At 33.4% G+C, this 19,294-nt stretch carries 22 protein-coding genes and 2 pseudogenes; 18 read left to right on the forward strand and 6 right to left on the reverse strand.

Annotation, left to right across the window (positions count from 1 at the left end):
* Nucleotides 1–24: 24 nt before the first annotated feature.
* Complete coding sequence (locus tag MK119_RS15745) at nucleotides 25–699, reverse strand: hypothetical protein (protein WP_290680525.1); 675 nt, start codon at nucleotides 697–699, stop codon at nucleotides 25–27.
* Nucleotides 700–890: 191 nt separating this feature from the next.
* On the opposite strand from MK119_RS15745, the gene MK119_RS15750 reads away from it, so the two are divergent.
* Nucleotides 891–1,355, forward strand: coding sequence for a GTP-binding protein (locus tag MK119_RS15750; RefSeq protein WP_290680527.1), 465 nt, complete (start codon nucleotides 891–893; stop codon nucleotides 1,353–1,355).
* A gap of 1 nt (nucleotide 1,356) precedes the next feature.
* Here MK119_RS15750 and MK119_RS15755 read toward each other — a convergent pair whose 3' ends face one another.
* Nucleotides 1,357–2,865, reverse strand: a complete 1,509-nt coding sequence (locus tag MK119_RS15755; RefSeq protein WP_290680529.1) for a choice-of-anchor I family protein — start codon at nucleotides 2,863–2,865, stop codon at nucleotides 1,357–1,359.
* 4 nt (nucleotides 2,866–2,869) lie between these two features.
* A complete protein-coding gene (gene era, locus MK119_RS15760) occupies nucleotides 2,870–3,754 on the reverse strand; it encodes a GTPase Era (protein ID WP_290680531.1) in 885 nt (294 codons plus the stop codon).
* A 206-nt stretch (nucleotides 3,755–3,960) separates the two neighbouring features.
* Here era and MK119_RS15765 point away from each other — a divergent pair, with 206 nt between their 5' ends.
* From MK119_RS15765 to MK119_RS15790, 6 genes are all read left to right on the forward strand, one after another.
* Nucleotides 3,961–4,629 carry a TetR/AcrR family transcriptional regulator gene (locus MK119_RS15765; RefSeq protein WP_290680533.1) on the forward strand — a complete coding sequence of 223 codons (669 nt, stop codon included), beginning with the start codon at nucleotides 3,961–3,963 and terminating at the stop codon, nucleotides 4,627–4,629.
* A gap of 35 nt (nucleotides 4,630–4,664) precedes the next feature.
* The gene (locus MK119_RS15770) at nucleotides 4,665–4,958 is read left to right on the forward strand and encodes a hypothetical protein (protein ID WP_290680535.1); all 294 of its coding nucleotides are present in this window, start codon (nucleotides 4,665–4,667) and stop codon (nucleotides 4,956–4,958) included.
* Between the two features lie 167 nt (nucleotides 4,959–5,125).
* Nucleotides 5,126–6,688, forward strand: coding sequence for a SulP family inorganic anion transporter (locus tag MK119_RS15775; RefSeq protein ID WP_290680537.1), 1,563 nt, complete (start codon nucleotides 5,126–5,128; stop codon nucleotides 6,686–6,688).
* 36 nt (nucleotides 6,689–6,724) lie between these two features.
* Complete coding sequence (locus MK119_RS15780) at nucleotides 6,725–7,351, forward strand: carbonic anhydrase family protein (protein WP_290680539.1); 627 nt, start codon at nucleotides 6,725–6,727, stop codon at nucleotides 7,349–7,351.
* 7 nt (nucleotides 7,352–7,358) lie between these two features.
* On the forward strand, nucleotides 7,359–8,051 hold the full coding sequence (locus MK119_RS15785) for a DUF2490 domain-containing protein (protein WP_290680541.1): 693 nt from the start codon (nucleotides 7,359–7,361) through the stop codon (nucleotides 8,049–8,051).
* Between the two features lie 306 nt (nucleotides 8,052–8,357).
* A complete protein-coding gene (locus MK119_RS15790; protein ID WP_290680543.1) occupies nucleotides 8,358–8,519 on the forward strand; it encodes a Lacal_2735 family protein in 162 nt (53 codons plus the stop codon).
* 76 nt (nucleotides 8,520–8,595) lie between these two features.
* On the opposite strand, the gene MK119_RS15795 is transcribed toward MK119_RS15790, so the two are convergent.
* Nucleotides 8,596–8,952 carry a hypothetical protein gene (locus MK119_RS15795; RefSeq protein WP_290680545.1) on the reverse strand — a complete coding sequence of 119 codons (357 nt, stop codon included), beginning with the start codon at nucleotides 8,950–8,952 and terminating at the stop codon, nucleotides 8,596–8,598.
* Nucleotides 8,953–9,617: 665 nt separating this feature from the next.
* Between MK119_RS15795 and MK119_RS15800 the strand changes: the two genes are divergently transcribed.
* From MK119_RS15800 to MK119_RS15815, 4 genes and pseudogenes are all read left to right on the forward strand, one after another.
* A complete protein-coding gene (locus MK119_RS15800; protein ID WP_290680547.1) occupies nucleotides 9,618–10,253 on the forward strand; it encodes a Crp/Fnr family transcriptional regulator in 636 nt (211 codons plus the stop codon).
* Between the two features lie 71 nt (nucleotides 10,254–10,324).
* On the forward strand, nucleotides 10,325–11,122 hold the full coding sequence (locus tag MK119_RS15805; protein WP_290680549.1) for a sulfite exporter TauE/SafE family protein: 798 nt from the start codon (nucleotides 10,325–10,327) through the stop codon (nucleotides 11,120–11,122).
* A 90-nt stretch (nucleotides 11,123–11,212) separates the two neighbouring features.
* A pseudogene (locus MK119_RS15810) lies at nucleotides 11,213–12,619 on the forward strand (MBL fold metallo-hydrolase).
* Nucleotides 12,620–12,776: 157 nt separating this feature from the next.
* Nucleotides 12,777–13,121: a rhodanese-like domain-containing protein gene (locus MK119_RS15815; RefSeq protein WP_290680551.1), complete on the forward strand. Its 345-nt coding sequence runs from the start codon at nucleotides 12,777–12,779 to the stop codon at nucleotides 13,119–13,121.
* Nucleotide 13,122: 1 nt separating this feature from the next.
* Here the strand turns inward: MK119_RS15815 and MK119_RS15820 are convergent, their stop codons facing one another.
* Nucleotides 13,123–13,719, reverse strand: coding sequence for a class I SAM-dependent methyltransferase (locus MK119_RS15820; RefSeq protein ID WP_290680553.1), 597 nt, complete (start codon nucleotides 13,717–13,719; stop codon nucleotides 13,123–13,125).
* 235 nt (nucleotides 13,720–13,954) lie between these two features.
* On the opposite strand from MK119_RS15820, the gene MK119_RS15825 reads away from it, so the two are divergent.
* From MK119_RS15825 to MK119_RS15855, 7 genes and pseudogenes are all read left to right on the forward strand, one after another.
* Entirely contained in the window at nucleotides 13,955–15,340 is a 1,386-nt protein-coding gene (locus tag MK119_RS15825) for a cytochrome ubiquinol oxidase subunit I (protein ID WP_290680555.1), read from the forward strand.
* Nucleotides 15,341–15,346: 6 nt separating this feature from the next.
* Nucleotides 15,347–16,384 carry a cytochrome d ubiquinol oxidase subunit II gene (cydB, locus tag MK119_RS15830; RefSeq protein ID WP_290680557.1) on the forward strand — a complete coding sequence of 346 codons (1,038 nt, stop codon included), beginning with the start codon at nucleotides 15,347–15,349 and terminating at the stop codon, nucleotides 16,382–16,384.
* Between the two features lie 68 nt (nucleotides 16,385–16,452).
* The gene (locus MK119_RS15835; protein WP_290680559.1) at nucleotides 16,453–17,010 is read left to right on the forward strand and encodes a YeeE/YedE thiosulfate transporter family protein; all 558 of its coding nucleotides are present in this window, start codon (nucleotides 16,453–16,455) and stop codon (nucleotides 17,008–17,010) included.
* Nucleotides 17,011–17,013: 3 nt separating this feature from the next.
* Nucleotides 17,014–17,241, forward strand: a pseudogene (locus MK119_RS15840) (YeeE/YedE family protein); the annotation flags it as partial.
* A gap of 679 nt (nucleotides 17,242–17,920) precedes the next feature.
* On the forward strand, nucleotides 17,921–18,061 hold the full coding sequence (locus MK119_RS15845; protein ID WP_290680561.1) for a hypothetical protein: 141 nt from the start codon (nucleotides 17,921–17,923) through the stop codon (nucleotides 18,059–18,061).
* A gap of 9 nt (nucleotides 18,062–18,070) precedes the next feature.
* Nucleotides 18,071–18,343, forward strand: coding sequence for a hypothetical protein (locus MK119_RS15850; protein WP_290680563.1), 273 nt, complete (start codon nucleotides 18,071–18,073; stop codon nucleotides 18,341–18,343).
* Nucleotides 18,344–18,364: 21 nt separating this feature from the next.
* Complete coding sequence (locus MK119_RS15855; RefSeq protein ID WP_290680565.1) at nucleotides 18,365–18,526, forward strand: hypothetical protein; 162 nt, start codon at nucleotides 18,365–18,367, stop codon at nucleotides 18,524–18,526.
* 76 nt (nucleotides 18,527–18,602) lie between these two features.
* On the opposite strand, the gene MK119_RS15860 is transcribed toward MK119_RS15855, so the two are convergent.
* On the reverse strand, nucleotides 18,603–19,253 hold the full coding sequence (locus MK119_RS15860; RefSeq protein WP_290680567.1) for a response regulator transcription factor: 651 nt from the start codon (nucleotides 19,251–19,253) through the stop codon (nucleotides 18,603–18,605).
* Nucleotides 19,254–19,294 lie beyond the last annotated feature (41 nt).

Genomic DNA, 19,294 nt, shown 5'->3' on the forward strand with positions numbered 1-19,294 from the left:
ATACGCTATATCATATTTCAAGGACTACTTTTTTGTCGTTTTTGTAGCAAAAGCATTGTCTTTATATAGTTTTATAAATAGTTTCGGATCAAATTTCATTTCATTTTTGGGATTGATCTGATTTCGTTCGAATCTAAATTGCACCAATTCATTTAAAAATGCAGAAAGTCCACCAAATCCACCTTTGGTATCAAATCCTGTAAAAGAAACTTTGATCATTCTGTTTTTAAAATAGAATATGTAATAATCTCCAATATTGTTGCTTGAAGGTTTTTTATAAAACACATAATCACCATTGGCATAAAATAAATGTATTTTGACTGATACATATTTATAGTTTTCTAAATCATTCTCTTCTTTTTTTGACCAAAAATTATAGATCGTATCAGCAAACTTTTTACGAATACTTCCATTGGTATCAACTCCAATTTCTATAAGATAATTAGCTTTTACTTTATCATAGGTTCCTTTACCTATCATTGCACAAGATGTTTGCACCGATATGTTACTATTTATGGTAAATCTTTGCACAGGAATTTGCTTTTGATTCAGGAATGTAGTTACTGAATCGGAAAGCTTTTGAATTGTATTATATTTTAAAATAAGACCATCTAAAGTTGTCAAGTTTTCTTTTGAAAGTTCCTTTTTTTGTTGTGAATATACGCAGGTGCTCGCTAATAGTAAACAGATGAAGATCATTCTCATGATATAGATTTTAGCTTTTATAAAAGTAATAGATTGTAAGGTTTGGGATTGATAATGTTTTCATAAATCATTCTGAATTGATTGTTAAAGCAATATGATATATATCGGTCTTATTCCAAATGAAATAGACTATTTTGACATCCTTAAAAAATAATCACCATGAGTTTACGAGAAGAAATTGTATTATGACCTCGGTTTCATATAGAGCTTCAGCATCGTCTGAAACGGTTTTGAATCGACAAGAAGCAAGCAAAAAGAGTCAAGAAGATTTTGTAGTTTCTCGTATAGACCAGTATGTATTTATCCTCATTCCAAAACATAAACAACATTTTTGGTCTCCGCAATTGCATCTTGAAGTTGATGAGATTGATACTCTTAATTGTTTGTTACATCGTTTATTTGAGCCAAGTCCAACCGTTTGGACTTTATTTATGTTTTTGCACTTTATAGTTGCGTGTTTATTCATTGGATTTGGTGTTTGGGCTTATTCCAATGCTGCACTGGATAATTCATACACCATTCAAATTGCGCGCATGTTTTTCATGGTATTGGTATGTTTTTCCTTGTATTTTGGTGGTCGCTGTGGAAAAGCTACTGGAAAACAAGAAATGATAGCATTGTATGAGTTTATGAAGGAAACGATAAACTAGTTTATTTTACCTCAAACAAACTTATGGTTCCACTGTATTCATTAGAAACTACTAATACATTTTGATTGTTTGGACTTTCAAATGCTGGAATTACAAATAATCCTTCTGGAGAAATATCTCCTTCGTGGTTGATCCACTCTAAAGATACAGGTTGTTTAGGATTCGAAATATCGTACATCAACACTCCATTTGTTCTTTCTAAACCAACAAATAATATTGTTTTTCCTTTTATCTTGATTGTTGCTAATGCTTCTGGCTCAGAACCTTTATCATCACTTCTAGAATCGTTTTGATTGAATGCTTTGGAATTTTTCATGGTAAGTTTCGCTACTTCATTTCCACTATCGTACACCAAATTTCCTGCTGTGTCCCATATAGAAAAGGAACGTGCTCCAAACGCATAGAGTTCATCATAATCGCCATCGTTATCAATATCACCTAGCGTTTTGGTTATTTTTAAGCGCCCTAATTGCTCATCTCTTTGAATTTCTTTAGCATTTGGAAATACTACAGTATCAAGTTTGATTTCCGAAACTCTGGCTTCTTCCGAGAATCCTAAGTAGTCTCTAGAGTCACCTTCGTTTGCCGTGATTAAGTAAGTAATTCCATCTACTTTTATTTTTGTAATAGCATCTGGCAAATACAATGCTTTAAGGTTTCCCCAAGTATTTAGCTGTATCTTTCCGTCTTTATCACTAACATCTAGCTTGTTTTTTTCTATACTAAAATCTTTGAATCCAAGTGGCAGTATTTTATTCAGTTTGGCATTCACAACATCAATCTCGGCAATTGCATTGTTTTCTTGTAATACAACCCAAGCTGTTTTTTCATCTTCAGAAATTGTCAAATATTCAGGTTCTACATCTTGAGAAAAACTAGCATTTTTCCCAAAACTACGAAGTCCTTTTTGTTTGAATCCATCTAATTCATTGTCTGAAAGATCAAACTCTACATTCGTATGCGTATTTGCTTTTGTATTGTAAATAGTAACAGAACCTTTTGGATCTACTGTATAATCTTCATTGGGTTCGCCTTCATTTGCAGAAAGAAGGTAATTCCCTTTTGATGAATATGCAATCATATCGGGCAATGCACCTGCTTCAAAAACTTTTTTCTCTTTCAAGGTTTTAGTGTCATATATCGCAATAAATCCTGTAGCTTGTTTGTTTGTATTTTCAATTGCCATTGCTACATTTCCTTCAAAAACAGCTACACTATTTACATTTACTCCATACGGAGAAATATCAATTTCAGTTATTTTTTTCGGCTTTTTTATATCGGATAAATCAAATACCAAGACACTTTGATGCAAAGTACTTGCCGTAAACAAGCGTTTTGTTTTTGCACAATAGTCACTGATTTCTACTGCATTTTGTCCTCCTCCATCAATAGTAGAAATATAAGACACTTCAATTGCTGTTGAATTATCTTTTGAATATACAGACGGTGATTTTTTGGCACAACCTATCACCAAAACAAAACTTACTACAGCGAATACAATTCTAGTCATACTTTTATTTATTGTTATATCCAAAGCGTCGTAATTGCTTAGCATTGCTACGCCAATTTTTGTTGACTTTTACATATAATTCAATGTGAATTTGCTTCCCAAAAAACTTTTCTAAGTCTTTTCGAGCTTGCATTCCTACCGTTTTTAAAGCGCTTCCTCGATGACCAATGATAATTCCTTTTTGTGTTTCGCGTTCTACCATTATCACAGAACGAATTCGGATGATGTTTTCCTCTTCAATAAACTCTTCAGTCTCTACTTCTACAGCATACGGAATTTCCTTTTTGTAGTTTAATAAGATTTTTTCACGAATGGTCTCATTGACGAAAAAGCGCTCTGGCTTGTCTGTCAATTGATCTTTAGGATAAAACGCTGGCGATACAGGTAGTAATTCAATAATTCTTGAAAATACTTGTGATATATTGAAGTTTTCTAAAGCAGATATTGGATAAATTTCCGCAGTTGGTACTTTCTCTTTCCACAATTCCATTTGTTCCTCTAATTGCTCTTGTGACGAAGTATCAATCTTATTAAGTAACAATAACACTGGTATTTTGCTATTGATAATTTTGTTGAAGAAAGCTTCATCTTTTAGACTTTTCTCGCCAATTTCAACCATATAAATCAACACATCGGCATCTTCAAAGGCAGACTTTACAAAGTCCATCATAGATGATTGCAATTCATAAGCTGGTTTTATAATTCCTGGAGTATCAGAAAGTACAACTTGAAAATCATCACCATTTACAATTCCTAAAATTCGGTGACGTGTAGTTTGCGCTTTCGACGTAATGATTGATAATTTTTCGCCAACAAATGCATTCATCAAGGTTGATTTTCCAACATTTGGGTTTCCAATAATATTAACAAATCCTGCTTTATGTGTCATATATAAATAATATAAATCTTCCACTGTGAATAGAAGTGCAAAAGTAAACATATTTATACATAAACCTTGATTTTACCGTATTTTTCATGAACTTGATTTTCAAACAATTCTAAATTATTTCCCCAATCTGTCATACAGTTTTTTTCAAAAAAATAGTTAAACTTTTATTTTTCAATAGTATTACTATTATATTTGTAATTAGTAGTATGGATCGTTTACAAATACATATTGTCATTAGTGAAGAATTGTATACGAAGAATCCTGAATCATCTGAATTGGGAAAGAAAATCGTATCACGCAGTATTGAAATGATTGATGAACTGGGTTTTGAAGCATTTACCTTCAAAAAACTCGGACAATCAATTGGATCAAATGAAAGTTCTATTTATCGGTATTTTGAAAGCAAACACATGCTTTTGGTGTATTTGATTTGTTGGTATTGGAGTTGGATTGAGTATAAGTTGGTGTTTGCAACAGCAAACATTCAATCCAAGGAAGAAAAGTTATCAGCAGCTATTGAGATTTTGACACGTAAAGTAGATGTAGATAATTCTTTTTCATATGTAAATGAAGTGATTTTGAACAGAATTATCATTGCAGAATCTTCAAAGGCGTACCATACTAAAGACATTGACACCGAGAACGAAAAAGGATATTATAAAGTATACAAACGTGTTGTACAACGTGTGAGCAATATGGTAAAAGAGATTAATGGCGAATTTGATTGTCCACAAATGTTGGTTTCTACAGTAATTGAAGGTGCACATCAACAACGCTATTTTTCAGAACATTTACCCTCATTAACCAATGTTCAAGAAGGAAAAGATACGATTGTAAAATTTTATAACAATTTAGTTTTTAAAGTAATTAATTAATAATGCCAATCAACCAAAAACATATATTAAAACTGTTGAAGCAACTCCCGTTTTTACTGGTTTTATGTGCATTATTGTCGCCACCAATTATACAAACCTATTCGATACTTTCTGATTCAAATATAGAGTTTGCAGATTTCGATTTTGAAGATGATACTGAAGAAGAAGTTGAAGATTCATCTGAAGAAAATGAAAAAGTAACACAAAATTCAATTCATTTTTTACTTGCTACCAGTGATTTATCATTGTACAATTCTCACTTTTATGTACAACGATCAAATCTTTTGCACAGTATTGAAATATTGATTCCTCCGCCAGAAATGGCATAAATTACTCTTATATGCTTTATGCATATTCTGAGCTACATTTCTACACATTCTCAGAAACTTACTGTAGAAAAATAGTTCAAATTTTCACTTAAAAATATTAAGCTAACTACGAATTGAAAGTACATTTTATAGTGTAATCAATTCACAAAAAACATTTATTTACTATCATGAATAGTTCAAATCCATTTAAAAATTTCAAATCAGACATACCCGCAAGTATAGTAGTATTTTTTGTGGCACTGCCCTTGTGTTTGGGTATTGCTTTGGCCAGTGGTGCGCCACCGATTTCAGGTTTAATTGCCGGAATTATTGGAGGTATCATTGTTGGTATCATAAGTGGCTCACACATTGGTGTGAGTGGACCTGCTGCTGGTCTTGCTGCAATCGTTTTTGCAGCAATAGAATCTCTAGGTTTTAGAGACTTTTTAGTAGCCGTAGTATTGGCTGGAGTTATTCAAATTCTATTTGGAGTTTTACGACTTGGTATCATCGGATACTTTTTCCCTTCTTCTGTAATTAGAGGAATGCTTACTGGTATTGGTATCATTATCATTTTGAAAGAGATTCCATATTTCTTTGGATACGATCCAGTAAAAGGCGAAGGAACCTTTGCAGCTATTGGATCTACATTTTCTAACATAAGTGTAGGAGCTACTGTTGTGGGACTTATTGGAATCGCAATATTGTTACTATGGCAAAACGTATTAACTAAAAAAGCAAAGATTTTTCAACTCATACAAGGACCTTTGGTCGCAGTTATTATAGGGATTCTTTTTTATGTATTCTTAGGAGATTCTGAGACGTTTGGTATTGCTGCTGAAAGTTTAGTAGAAGTTCCTGTTCCAGAAACGATGGATTCTTTCTTAAATCAATTCGTGTTTCCTAATTGGGCTGTAATTGCAAAGCCTGAGGTATTAATTACTGCTTTTACGATTGCACTAGTTGCTAGTTTAGAAACATTATTGTGTGTAGAAGCAACAGATAAAATTGACCCATTAAAACGTGTTACTCCGACAAACAGAGAGTTAATCGCTCAAGGAGCTGGTAATGTAGTTTCTGGATTAATTGGAGGGTTACCAATTACTCAGGTAATTGTAAGAAGTTCTGCAAATATTCAATCTGGTGGACGCACTAAAATGTCTGCAATTGTTCACGGTTTCTTCTTGTTAATTTCTATTATTTTAATTCCAACCTTATTAAATAAAATACCATTGGCAGTATTAGCTGCTATTTTATTCATCGTTGGATATAAATTAGCAAAGCCAGCTGCATTTAAGAGTATGTGGGATGCAGGATGGATGCAATTTGTTCCTTTCATTGTAACGGTATTACTAATTGTATTCAAAGACTTATTATGGGGAATTGGAATAGGATTGGCAATTGGTGTTATTATTACTCTTTTCAAGAGTTACCAAAACTCTCACTTCTTGCATATTGAAGATAAAAGCAATGGGAAACATAGAATTAAAATGACCTTAGCAGAAGAAGTAACTTTCTTCAATAAAGCCACCATTTTAAAAGAATTAGATAGTCTTCCAAAAGATACGCACTTAGAACTTGATGTGCGCAAAACAAGCTACTTAGATCATGATGTTATTGAAATTTTAGACGATTTCAAAGAAAAAGCAAAAAATAGAAATATAAACGTGAAGCTTGTTTCAGAAAGAGGTACTGTTGAAAACCCTGAAAGTTATATCGAGTTTTTTAAACTTAGACCTACACAATCATAACAAACTAAATTAAAAAATATAATTAAAAGAAATAAAATGAAAGCACAAACTAAAGAAACACAAGCAGTAATGACTCCTGATTCTTCAATTCAGGCATTGAAAGACGGAAACAAGCGTTTTGTAGAAAACATGCAAGTTTCTCGTGATTTACTTGATCAAGTTTCTGATACAAGTACAGGACAATACCCATTTGCAACAGTTTTAAGTTGTATTGACTCTCGCGTTTCCTCTGAACTTATTTTTGATCAAGGAATTGGAGATATTTTTAGCGTACGTATTGCTGGAAACTTCGTAAACGAAGATATTTTAGGTAGTATGGAATTTGCTTGTAAACTAGCTGGAACTAAAGTAATCGTAGTTCTAGGACATACAGCTTGTGGAGCAGTTAAAGGTGCTTGTGACCATGCAAGACTTGGAAATTTAACAGCTTTAATCAACAAAATTGAGCCAGCAGTAGAAGCGGTTACTGAGCCTACTGACGAAAGCTTACGTAACTCAAAAAACATTGAGTTTGTAAACAATGTAGCTGCTAAAAATGTTGAAATGACTATTGAAAACATTCGTAAACAAAGTCCTGTGTTAGCAGAATTAGAAAACGAAGGAGATATCAAAATTGTAGGCGGAATGTACGATATCAGTAATGGTAAAGTAACTTTCTACTAGGATGAAAATGAACATACAGAAAAAAATAATTGTTCTGCTATTGTGTATGTCGCCACTAATGAGTTGGAGTCAGGATGAAACAGGAAACTGGTTAATGTATTTTGGATCTAACCGAATCAGTGAAAAATTTAGTATTCACTCGGAAGTTCAGTTTCGTAATCACACCGTATTTCCCAATAATACAGAACAATGGTTGCTACGTACAGGATTAAATTATCATTTTACTAAAAATGCCTTTGTGACGGCTGGATATGCGTATATCGGAAGTTTTGTATATGAAAGTGAACGCGATAGTCCAGAAACAGAAGAACACCGTATATGGCAGCAATTAATCACAAATAATTATTTAGGACGCGTAAAATTTGAACATCGTTACCGTGCAGAACAACGCTGGGTTGAAGACGATTTTAAAACGCGTTTCCGTTATCGATTGATGCTGTTTATTCCGGTGAACAAGCCTAAAATGGAACCAGGTGCATTTTTCTTCGGAATCTACGATGAAATATTTATCAATGGACAAGAAGAACTGTTTGATCGAAACCGTTTGTATGGCGGAATTGGATATCAGGTCAACAAAAACCTTAACTTACAAACAGGAATGCTTTATCAAAGAGTTCGTACTACAGGAAAAGGCTATTTGCAATTTGGTGTTGTATATAATACTGATTTACGTAAAAAGAAAAAGGAAAAGGATAGTTAAAAGAGTTAGCTTGTTCTATAGTGAGAAAAAGCGAAAGTTTCTAAAAAGAGCTTTCGCTTTTCTATTTTTTAAAGTCTAAGAAAAGTCACAAATCCAGTATCAACTATTTTGCTAATAGAGCATTAAATGATTTAAAAACTTAAACTTTACGTTCATTATCTCTAGGAATAGAATGAAGAAACGTGTTTCGATTTTACTTAATAGAACTATTGAGAGGTATTTGAAAATTTTTAAATGTAAAGTTTAACATTTTACATTTATCATTTCATTGTCGTATCTTTACAGGGCTAAAAAAAAGAAAAAATTATGTTCGGACTCTTCAAAAAGAAATCAGAAAAAGACAAACTCTACGAGAAGTATCAAAAGCTTACACAAGAAGCTTTCAATTTGTCTACATCAAACAGAAAACTAAGTGATCAAAAAACTGCGGAAGCAGAAGCGATCATGAAGCAAATTGAAGCCTTATAAGTTCAACTCATAAGAAAAGCTGCCTGTAACAAGCAGCTTTTCTTATATACTTTATGCTATTATTAAGTAGAGTATTTTATTTTGGGTATACTTTTAAATAACCTCTTTCTACAATTGACCCTTCTTTTTGTACACCATCTACAGTGTACACCACTTTTAAGTGCTTTTGAACGCCTTTTATAGGATCTACTCCCAAAATATGATTACCAATCCAAACATTACAAATTCCATTATTAATTAATTCTTGCAATTTTTTGTTAACATCGGCAGTTTTATCTCCACTTCCGTAGATTGCACTCACAATTTCTACGGCTGGCCTTTTGTTGACTCTTTTCATTACGATAGTAGCTTGCCCAGTTTCATCAAATAAAGTTAACGAAGATGCATCACAGGATGTTACAATTGCCTTATTAGCAACTCCATTCGTTGTCACAACAATAGCATTTTCTTCTACTCTATCCTTTTCAGTTTTTGTTTATCCTTGAAACGTAACCCTTACGGTATTATCCATTTTAAAGGACATCGTACCCTCCATGGGAGTACCATTCATAATTTCAAATTGCCAATTTCCAAAAAAGCAACCATTGTTTTGTGCAAAAACAGTTCTTGATATAAATACAAATACTATCCAAAGGAGAGATAAAGTAAAATTTCCCATTATGTTATTCTTTTAAGTTGATGTAAATGTACTTTTTCAACAATGTACTTTTTTCATTACAATCGATCAAACTTTGCCAATATCCGAACCTTAATTTTATAAAAATGTGCATTTTACATAAAAACCACCAAATAAATATGAGCGTTTTTTATTTCAACACTAACTCTAATCTTCGGTGATTTCTAGAAAGAAGTTTTGTGTGAAAAAAATTAAATTTTGATGATTTTTTTTAATTTCTTCTAATCTGACTCTAAATTTTTGTTAAAAAATAATTTTAATTACTCCCTTTTTTATCTTTTTTTAAAAAGCAAGATTACATATTTAATACTGAAAAATGATCTGTAACCAATGTTACAGCACACCATTTTCAAAAGCAGTAATTTTGAATCAGATACTATCATTACTTTTAGTGAATAGAGTTAATATCTAAATTGCACTTCATGATTCAAGAACTTAAATACAACTACAGACATCTCTTTGAAGAAGATTTACTCAATGAAATTTCACAAGTAGGAACATTTAAAGAAGTTCCTGCTGGTTTTACCATGATGGCAATTGGCGATTACGTCCGCGGAATGCCCTTACTTGTTTTTGGTGCAATTAAGGTAATTCGTGAAGACAAAGAAGGCGACGAATTGCTTCTATATTATTTAGAAAGCGGTGAAACCTGTTCTATGACAATGAATTGTTGTATGGGACAAACAAAAAGCCAAATAAAAGCTGTTGCGGAGCAAGACACAAAACTTATTATCGTGCCAATTCAAAAAATGGAAGAATGGATAGCAACCTATAAAACATGGCGCGATTTTGTATTTCTAAGTTATCATACACGACTCAATGAAGTATTGCATATTTTAGATAGCGTAGCGTTTGAAAAAATGGATCAACGCTTGGTAAATTACTTAAAGGAGAAAATTCGTATAAACAAATCGAACACAATTCACAATACCCATCAAGAAATTGCATATGAATTACATAGCTCGAGAGTAGTAATATCAAGGCTTTTGAAAAAATTAGAACAATTGGGTTGCATAGAATTGCACAGAAATCATATTAAAATCATAAATTTAGCCTGAATATGTAACTTTTGTTACTGCAAAATCATTGCCCAAACTGTACTTTGCACTGACAAATACCTAAATCAATTATGGAAATACTTGGCTATGTTAGTGCCTTAATTATTGGAATTTCTCTTGGTCTTATTGGCGGTGGCGGCTCTATTTTAGCCGTTCCAGTCCTCGCCTATTTATTTGCAGTAAACGAAAAAATGGCAACTGCTTACTCCCTTTTTATTGTTGGGACAAGTGCATTAGTTGGTGGACTTAAACAGCACCTAAAAGGATTTGTTGACTGGCGTACCGCAATCGTTTTCGGAGTTCCTTCGATTATTGGTGTTACTTTGGTTCGTTATTATATAATTCCTGCCTTACCCAATACCTTATTTACTATAGGAGATTTTGAATTTACACGCAGAATGGGAATGTTTGGTTTGTTTGCCATACTTATGTTTCCTGCTGCTATTTCTATGCTTAAAGAACGTAATGATAAATCAAGTACTGGACAGATTTCTTATAATTACCCATTAATTCTTTTAGAAGGTTTGGTTGTAGGAATTGGTACTGGAATGATTGGTGCAGGTGGCGGTTTTTTAATTATTCCTGCGTTGGTATTATTAGCAAATGTAGAAATGAAAGTTGCGGTAGGTACCTCATTAATCATCATTGCTTTTAAATCACTATTAGGTTTCTTTTTAGGCGATGCCATTACGATGGAAATAGACTGGCAATTTTTAGCAATTTTTACCTCCATATCATTAGTCGGAATTTTTATTGGAAGCTATTTAGGAAATTTCATCGATGGAAAGAAACTCAAAAAAGGATTTGGTTATTTTATCTTTGTAATGGCTATTTTCATTTTCTACATGGAGTTTTTTATAAAGCAATAAGTCTTTAAAAAAAAGTACCATTCTGTAACCCAAGTTACTGTTTATAAATGTTTCTGTTCGTAATTTTATCTCATCTTAAAATTACTACGTATGAAGATAGAACAAATACATACAGGCTGCCTAGCACAAGGCGCATATTACATAGAAAGCAACGGAGAAGGTGCCATTATTGATCCTTTACGTGAAGTACAACCTTATCTTGAAAAAGCGCAACAACAAAACGCAAAAATCAAATACATTTTTGAAACGCATTTTCATGCTAATTTTGTCAGTAGACATGTTACTTTAGCTGAAAAAACAGGCGCTCCCATTGTGTATGGTCCTAACGCTAAACCTGCGTTTGAAGCCGTAATAGCAGAAGACAACCAAGAGTTTACTTTAGGAAATATTACGATTATTGCTTTACATACACCAGGCCATACGATGGAAAGCACTTCGTATCTGTTGCGTGATGAAAGTGGAAAAGATCATGCGTTATTTAGTGGTGACACCTTGTTTTTAGGTGATGTTAGGAAGACCTGATTTAGCACAAAAAGCAGGTGAAATTACCGTAGAAGATTTGGCAAGTCATTTATTTAATAGTTTACGCGAAAAAATCAAGCCTTTAGCAGATGACGTCATTGTATATCCTGCACATGGATCAGGTTCTGCCTGCGGAAAAACATGATGAAAGAAACTGTTGATACTTTAGGCTATCAGAAGAAAGTTAACTATGCTCTACGAGTTAGTATGACAAAGGAGGAATTCATTAAAGAAGTTACCGATGGTTTACTTCCGCCTCCAAGTTATTTTCCTGATAATGTAAAGCTTAACAAAAAAGGATATGATGATATTTCAGAAGTGTTACAACGCGGTACAACTGCTTTGTCACCGACAGAATTTGAAGTTATTGCCAACGAAACCAATGCTATTGTCTTAGACGTTCGTCATCAAGATGAATTTGTAAAAGGTCACATTCCGCGGTCCATTTTTATAGGATTGGATGGAAGTTTTGCTCCTTGGGTTGGTACACTAATTGCCGATATCAAACAACCAATTTTATTAGTCGCTCAAGAAAATCGTGAGGAGGAAACAGTTACACGATTATCAAGAGTTGGTTTTGATCACACCTTAGGATATTTGCAAGGCGGATTTGACGCATGGAAAAATGCTACTAAAGAATACGATACTGTAAGTTCAATCACTTCAGAGGCTTTTCAGAAGGTATACCAAACAGCACTGCCCGTATTTGATGTACGACTTGATGCTGAATTTACCTCAGAACACATTTTGGAAGCAACAAACACACCTGTAGATTATATAAATAACCATTTAGCTGAATTTCCAAAAGAGGAAACATTTTATGTGTATTGTACTGGTGGCTATCGTAGTGTTATTGCTGCTTCTATATTAAAAAGTAGAGGCATTCATAACCTTATCAATATTAAAGGTGGATTTAAAGCGATTGAAGAAACGACAATTCCTGTTTCTGAATTTGTATGTCCATCGAGTTTATAAATAAAATTTGAGTGCAGTTAGGTAAGAAAAATGTTTTGAGTTTGTTATGGCAAAATCACTCAACTGTACTCAATATATCAATACTTTCTGTGACTAAAGTTACTGAGTCCTAATCAAGGAACTCTTATTTTTACACGGATAACCTAAATCTACATATATGTATTTTACCAATGCTTTATTTGGCAGAGAATCAAAATCCTTAGAAGGAATCGAAATCTTAGAGGTTGCCGTTTTCAAAGAAGCCATTTCCGCAGCAGATGTCCAATTACTAGACGTCCGCACAAAACTAGAACACAATGCTGGACATATTGAAAATTCCATGAATATTGACTTTTTTGATCGTACCAACTTTGCAGAAAACTTTGCAGGTTTCAATAGAGATCAACCTATCTATGTATACTGTCGTTCAGGAAATAGAAGTCAACGCAGTGCTAAAAAACTAGCAAAATTAGGGTTCAAGAAAGTTTATGATTTAAAAGGCGGTTATAAAGCTTGGAAATAGTCTATTTCATCAACACCAATGTTATCATACTCCTTAAATCATTTACATTCGTGCTTTTTACATGTTCTAATAATGAAAGTTGATGTGTGGTAAGCATTTCGTTTAATAATGCTCTTGTGAGTAAGAAACGTTCTGATTGATCTGGTAAGAAATATACGCCGTCTTGTAAAAGTGTTGATTTCCCTTCAATGCCAATATCGGAAGTCATTCGTATAAATAAACTTCCATCCTTTTTTAACACACGTACCAATTCAGAAAACATTGCTTTAAAATGTGTTTCACTTTTTGCAAAATGTAAAACAGCATTGCACAAAACATGATCAAACATAGTATCAGAAAAAGGTAGTTTTTCTAAAGCTGATACTTTAAAATTCTCAGAAAGTTTTGGATATCGTTCTTGAAGATTTTTTATATGTTCTGTATTGATATCATTTGCGTAAAATGGAATACCACTTTGGTGGAAGTAATGTAAATTTCGCCCACTTCCGCAACCTGCATCCAAAATCAGATCATTTTGTTGATAGCGTCCTTTTAAAATTTGATCTATCAAATAAATATCTGCATTCCCTAAAATTTCGGTTAAAATGTGTTGTTTCATACTAGTAAAATAAGGAATTCAATTTACAATTCTAATAGTTTTATTTCACACCTTAAAAAAGTTATAATTCACAAGCAAATATTTCTTAAAATCGCATGGTCTATCTGCAAAAAATCCGTATTTTATATAGTATAATATACGTAAAAAATAGTTGATATAAAAACGTATTTCGCAACCATAGTTGCCTATTAAATAAGCATTTGTGATGTATCTTTGCAGTACAAAATTCTTCACCATGGATACAGAAATTCTCGCTCGAATCCAATTTGCTTTCACAATTGCCTTTCATTACATTTATCCGCCTTTAAGTATTGGTCTTGGACTTTTAATGGTACTGTTTGAAAGTATGTATATCCGTACAAAAAACAAGAAGTATCACATCCTCGCAAAATTCTGGACAAAAATCTTTGCACTCACCTTTGGAATTGGTGTTGTGACTGGTATTGTGATGGAATTTGAATTTGGAACCAATTGGGCAGTATATTCACGGTATGTAGGTGATGTGTTTGGAAGCGCCTTAGCTGCTGAAGGGATTTTTGCCTTTGCTTTAGAGAGTGGATTTCTCGGAATTTTACTTTTTGGATGGAATCGTGTAAAACCTTGGGTACATCTAGTCTCTACCATTGGTGTGTTTCTAGGTTCTATGTTTTCTGCCGTTTGGATTGTGGTAGCCAATAGTTGGCAACAAACACCTGCAGGTTACCAAATTGTTGGGGAAGGACTCAATGCACGAGCCGAAATCACTGATTTTTGGGCCATGGTTTTTAATCCTTCAAGTGTAGATAGAGTACTTCATGTTTGGCTAGGTGCATTGCTAGCTGGTGCGTTTTTAGTTTTAAGCGTACATGCCTATTATATTGTAAAAAATCGTTTTGTAGAAATTTCAAAACCTGCATTCAAAATTGCATTGGTCGTTGCGGCTGTATTTTCGTTGGCGCAATTATACACAGGGCATCATTCTGCGGAAGGCGTAGCAGTAAATCAACCTGCAAAACTGGCTGCCATGGAAGGGCATTTTAAAGCCAGTGCGCCTGCAGATCTGTATTTGTTTGGTTGGGTTGATAAAGAGTCGCAGGAAGTGACTGGACTTAAAATTCCTGGCGGACTTTCCTTTTTGCTACATTATGATACAGAAGCGCCCGTTACAGGTTTAAATGCCTTTCCCGAAGAAGATAGACCTGGACAAATTAATGCCGTATTTCAATTTTATCATATCATGATTGCTATCGGAATGATCCTTATCGGATTGTCCTTATACGGCGTTTTTCTTTGGTGGAAAGGAAAACTATTTCGTAAAAAAGGATTGCTTTGGGTATTTGTATTTGCTGCTATTTTGCCACAAATTGCCAATCAAGCAGGTTGGTTTGCTGCCGAAATGGGACGACAACCTTGGGTTGTATATGGACATTTGCGAACCAATGAAGCCTTTTCACAAGCTGTGACTGATAATCAGATATTGTTCTCCTTAATTCTATTTATGATTGTATATGCCTTCCTATTCTTATTATTTATCTATTTATTGAATAAAAAGATTCAGCATGGACCATATGAAGCTTCGAAAAAGGATGATAATGATAGACCGTTAAACAAAGAAATAACACAAGTAGTAATTGGAAATTAAAAGCGTATGGAAACTTTTTTAGGATTAGATTATCCCACTTGGTGGTTTTTAGTAATTGGTGGATTGTTCTCTGGATACGCCATCTTAGATGGTTTCGATTTTGGAGCTGGTGCTTGGCATTTATTTTTCAAGAAAGATCACAGTCGTCGTATTGCCATGAATGCTGTTGGACCTGTTTGGGACGGAAATGAAGTATGGCTTGTAATTGGTGGCGGTGCATTATTTGCTGGTTTCCCAGTGATGTATGCAACCTTTTTTTCAAGTATGTATATTCCGTTTATGCTATTTTTAGTCTTCCTGATTTTGCGAGGTATCTCTATTGAAGTCCGAGGGAAAGAAGAATGGCCTTGGTGGCGAAATATGTTTGATATTATTTACAGTGTTTCCAGCATTATGCTAGCGTTCTTGTTAGGTGTTGTTCTCGGAAATGTATTGCAAGGATTGGCTATTGGCCCAGAATATCAATATCAAGGAGCAGGATTTTTTGAATTCTTAAATCCATATTCTTTATTGACTGGATTTACTACGTTATTTCTATTCATGACACATGGTGCTATTTATTTACTGGTTAAAACGGAAGGTAGATTGTTTGCTAAATTGACCATTCTTATGAAACGAGGATTGATTTTATTTATGGTTTTCTTTGGCATCACTACAATGTATACTTTGTTATATATCCCACATTTATCTGATGATTTTAAAGCGAATCCAGTTTTATTTGCCGCACCATTAATTACGTTTTTGTCGATTGCAAATGTGCCACGATTGGCAAATAAAAAACGATACAAACTCGCATTTATATTTTCGTCTATTACCATTGCTTCCATGTTGGTTTTGGTTGCGATAGAATTATATCCAACACTGTTATTTTCTACAGTAAATGCGCAATACAATATTGATATATACAATGCTGCTGCTTCAGAAGGTTCTATGGAAAACATGCTGATTATCGTGGCTATTGGAACACCTTTGGTATTAGGTTATACGTATTTTGTATACCGAACATTTAGAGGAAAAGTTCAGCTAGACGAAACTAGTTATTAAACACTCTGTAACCTAAGTTACTTCCATCTCGATTGGTTTTTCTTTTTTTTGCTAAGAAATTACTCGTTATGGAATGGATATATGAACCTTGGCCATGGTATGTTTCTGGCGTCATGATTGCGCTAGTGATGTTTTTATTAATCATGGTTGGAAAAAACTTTGGAATGTCTGGAAATTTGCGAACTATTTGCAGTATTTGCGGCGCAGGAAATAAAGCTGATTTTTTTAAGTTTTATTGGAAAGCACAACGTTGGAACTTGATAGTAGTATTAGGAACAATGATTGGCGGATTCATTGTGCATGATTTTTTAATGCTTGAAGATGCTGTCGCCATCAACTCAACTACAATTGCTGATTTACACGCTTTAGGTTTTGAAAGTGCTGGAAAAGCGTATTTACCTGAAACCTTATTTTCTTTTGAAGCTTTCTCTACTATAAAAAGTTTTTCATTACTCATTATTGGCGGATTTTTAGTTGGTTTTGGCGCGCGCTATGCTGGCGGTTGTACATCAGGTCATGCCATTTCAGGGTTGAGTAATTTACAAGTACCTTCACTCATTGCTGTGATTGGTTTTTTCATTGGCGGTTTACTCATGATTCACATTTTATTTCCTTTACTTTTTTAAATTATGAAAAGAACTATTATGTATTTATTGATCGGGATTGTATTCGGAATCACGATGATGAAGTCGGAAACAGTCTCCTGGTTTTGCATTTATGAAATGTTCATATTTGAATCGTTTCATAAGTATGGAATTATTGGAGTTGCGTTTTTCTTAGGTGTGATCATGACTCAAATTATCAAACGCTATAAGATAAAGTCGTTTTATGGAGAAGCGATTTTATTTCCACCGAAATAGAAAAAAGCAGCTCGTTATTTAATTGGTAGAATCATTTTTGGTTTAGGTGTTTGGTGCTAGAAAAATCATAAACCTAAGATTCACAATTACATCTAAATACTATATTAAAAAAGTAATCGTTTCATAGTTTAGAAAACTAACAACCGATGATGAAACAAACTTTACTATTCCTTTTTTTCTAACGTTTTTTACTGGATATACCCAAAACGATACTGTGTTTTAGGTAAAAATTGACGCTAATGTAGAAAACGCTAATGATCCTGAAGAGAAAGAAATTATAGTACTTTGGACAGCGTATTTACAATCTGGAGAATTCAAAAATTCAGAAATTCCTTTTTGGGGCACCAGTGAATATCATATTCCAGATGATTTTTTATGGATGGTTGATCTTAGATCCGTTCGTACTAGAACTCCAAAAGTTCAATGTACAGTTTTAGGTATTTTTAAGGTGGAAAATGGTCATTATGCGATAAAAACTTCTTTAGCCCATTTAGATAAAAATAATACCATTGTTTTGGAAGCAATCCTTTCTGTATATGTTAAAAAAGTAAATGGAAAATATGTGCTTGTCATTAGTCCTCAGTATCATCAAAATGTTTAGCAAAAAAAGCAATTTGGCGCTATCACCTATTATATTCATCCTCTACATCAATTTGATGAAAAAGATGCTTCTCGCATGAATGCTTTTAATGAAGAAATTGCAAAAATTTTTAAGGTAGCTCCAATTTCATTTAATTATTATGTGAGTAGTTATTCTGGAGAAATTGTACGTTTGATTGGCTATGATTATATGAGCAAGATTTACATTTCTGGTTAAACTGGCGGCTTGGCAGATATTCATAACCGAATTGTGTATGCTGGAAATAATTCAGCGTATTATGCACATGAATTGGTTCATATTTATACATACGAACTTTTCCCAGATACCAATTATTTTTGGTTAAATGAAGGATTTGCCACGTATATGGATGGAAGCGGTGGCAAAGATTTGGCTTGGTATACTAAGAAATTGAAAGCGTATCTTTTAGAAAATACTGATTTTGAAATTTCTCTATTAGAATTGCGCGGTTATATTCCAAATGGTGAAGATCATACCTAATTTAGGTATGTTATTGGCGGATTGATTTGTATAAAAGTTTTTGAAAAACACGGAATGCAAGGTGTTATTGATGGCTTACGAACTGTAGACACAGATGCAGACTTTTTCAAGTTTATCAAAGAGAAATTAGGTGTAAACAAAGAGAGATTTTCTGCTTATGTTAGAAAAATTGCTGCGGAATAAATTAATCGTAGAAGATTTTGACACATCTTTTTCTCAATATTTATCTAATGTAAGATCTCAATACTCATAACTAAAATTATATCAATTTCTGCGATCTCGCTTTTTGTACCGCCTCCATTTTGTTATGTACTTGCAATTTTCGGTAGATGTTTTCAATATGTTTGCGAATGGTGCCAGAGGAGATGAATAAGTTTTCTGCGATTTCGTTATAATTCAATCCTTTGCTCAATTGTAGTAATACATCAGTTTCTCGTTTGGTGAGTTTTACTTTTTCTATCTCTGAATCTTCTGTGATTTCGATCGGATTTCGTAATAGATTCAACGCTTTTAAAGCAATACTTGGCGACATTGGCGCACCATTATTCACCACTTCCAGAATGGATTTATGAATGTTTTCTGCGTTGATTTCTTTCAACAAATAACCATCAGCACCAGCTTGAATTGCTTTAAAAATATTTTCTTCATCATCAAAAACAGTCAGCATAATGATTTTGATTTGCGGATGTTTTTCCTTGATGATTTCTGTTGCTTTTATACCATCCATTTCAGGCATTTGAATGTCCATCAGAATGACATCTATATTGTGATTTGCTTCCAATTTCCCAATCATCTCCGCACCATTTGCTGCTATAAATTTAAACACAAAATCGTCAAAGAAAGATAGTTTTTCAATCACCGCTTTGGCTAAAAAATGATTATCTTCTGCAATAGCTATTTTGAGTTTCATGATTTTAGTTTTATTGGTTTACTCGTGAATTTTCTATTTAT

It is taken from the genome of Kordia sp. (genome assembly GCF_022447245.1).
In the GTDB taxonomy this organism is placed as follows: Bacteria; Bacteroidota; Bacteroidia; order Flavobacteriales; family Flavobacteriaceae; genus Kordia.

What these genes read in the sequence shown, in the direction of transcription:
- MK119_RS15805 (WP_290680549.1), top strand. Translation starts at nt 10,325, where the DNA reads ATGGAAATACTTGGCTATGTTAGTGCCTTAATTATTGGAATTTCTCTT.
- MK119_RS15785 (WP_290680541.1), top strand. Translation starts at nt 7,359, where the DNA reads ATGAACATACAGAAAAAAATAATTGTTCTGCTATTGTGTATGTCGCCA.
- MK119_RS15835 (WP_290680559.1), top strand. Translation starts at nt 16,453, where the DNA reads ATGGAATGGATATATGAACCTTGGCCATGGTATGTTTCTGGCGTCATG.
- cydB (WP_290680557.1), top strand. Translation starts at nt 15,347, where the DNA reads ATGGAAACTTTTTTAGGATTAGATTATCCCACTTGGTGGTTTTTAGTA.
- MK119_RS15825 (WP_290680555.1), top strand. Translation starts at nt 13,955, where the DNA reads ATGGATACAGAAATTCTCGCTCGAATCCAATTTGCTTTCACAATTGCC.
- MK119_RS15845 (WP_290680561.1), top strand. Translation starts at nt 17,921, where the DNA reads ATGAATGCTTTTAATGAAGAAATTGCAAAAATTTTTAAGGTAGCTCCA.
- MK119_RS15800 (WP_290680547.1), top strand. Translation starts at nt 9,618, where the DNA reads ATGATTCAAGAACTTAAATACAACTACAGACATCTCTTTGAAGAAGAT.
- MK119_RS15780 (WP_290680539.1), top strand. Translation starts at nt 6,725, where the DNA reads ATGAAAGCACAAACTAAAGAAACACAAGCAGTAATGACTCCTGATTCT.
- MK119_RS15790 (WP_290680543.1), top strand. Translation starts at nt 8,358, where the DNA reads ATGTTCGGACTCTTCAAAAAGAAATCAGAAAAAGACAAACTCTACGAG.
- MK119_RS15775 (WP_290680537.1), top strand. Translation starts at nt 5,126, where the DNA reads ATGAATAGTTCAAATCCATTTAAAAATTTCAAATCAGACATACCCGCA.
- MK119_RS15750 (WP_290680527.1), top strand. Translation starts at nt 891, where the DNA reads ATGACCTCGGTTTCATATAGAGCTTCAGCATCGTCTGAAACGGTTTTG.
- MK119_RS15745 (WP_290680525.1), bottom strand. Translation starts at nt 699, where the DNA reads ATGATCTTCATCTGTTTACTATTAGCGAGCACCTGCGTATATTCACAA.
- MK119_RS15820 (WP_290680553.1), bottom strand. Translation starts at nt 13,719, where the DNA reads ATGAAACAACACATTTTAACCGAAATTTTAGGGAATGCAGATATTTAT.
- MK119_RS15815 (WP_290680551.1), top strand. Translation starts at nt 12,777, where the DNA reads ATGTATTTTACCAATGCTTTATTTGGCAGAGAATCAAAATCCTTAGAA.
- MK119_RS15755 (WP_290680529.1), bottom strand. Translation starts at nt 2,865, where the DNA reads ATGACTAGAATTGTATTCGCTGTAGTAAGTTTTGTTTTGGTGATAGGT.
- MK119_RS15765 (WP_290680533.1), top strand. Translation starts at nt 3,961, where the DNA reads ATGGATCGTTTACAAATACATATTGTCATTAGTGAAGAATTGTATACG.
- era (WP_290680531.1), bottom strand. Translation starts at nt 3,754, where the DNA reads ATGACACATAAAGCAGGATTTGTTAATATTATTGGAAACCCAAATGTT.
- MK119_RS15860 (WP_290680567.1), bottom strand. Translation starts at nt 19,253, where the DNA reads ATGAAACTCAAAATAGCTATTGCAGAAGATAATCATTTTTTAGCCAAA.